The 719-nt window shown below is 31.6% G+C and carries 1 protein-coding gene; it reads right to left on the reverse strand.

Annotation, left to right across the window (positions count from 1 at the left end; translation table 11 throughout):
* Positions 1-116: 116 nt before the first annotated feature.
* On the reverse strand, positions 117-719 hold a 603-nt coding region (locus ACY2RU_RS17760), incomplete at its 5' end, for a hypothetical protein (protein ID WP_490139825.1).

A 719-nucleotide genomic window follows, 5' to 3' on the forward strand; every position in this document is an offset into this window, starting at 1 on the left:
CGTTGCGGAAAATCAGCTATGATTTTCCGCAATAACCGAAAGATAGCAAATTGCAATGAATTCCGATTAGGAATTCTGCCGCAATGAGCTATACACGTTGTTACCAGTAGTTATTTTTAGTCCACCGATTCTGTTAATCGGACTGGAAAAATTTGTCTTATTTCTCGCCATTTTATAATGTCTTCTTGTTCATCCGATTTCAGTAATTCAGTCAAACTTTTGTCGAATTTCGAGAGTGAGAATTCATTCCGTACCTCATTATAAGCTAGATAAAATTTGTTTCTGATTTCTCTGTATTTCTCGTAGTTCAATTCTTTGTCAATTCTTGCCAGTATAGTTATGTTTTTATGCATATTGACTTTTCCAGAATATTCAAAATCCTTTTCAACAGTCATTGGCATTTTTTCATCCGTTGGATTCGGCACTATGTATTTCTTAAATTCAGATATAATTAAGCTGTCAGGAACAAAAATGTCCTCAATAAATGTATCTCCGTTTTTGTCGACATCAATTAAGACTAAATTTCTTTGCTTGATAATAATTTGCTCGGATTTATCTCTAGTATTTTTCATATAGTTATCAAATCCGTAATCTAATTCAATTACTTTGTAATCAGCTTCTAGCTCTAATATCGAATCAATCTCTTTTTTACAAGATGTTGAAACTAAAATTAAAGTCAGCAATAATATTTTCAGTGAATGTTTTGTCATAATTACAGG

This window comes from Ulvibacter sp. 2305UL32-6, from assembly GCF_058148545.1.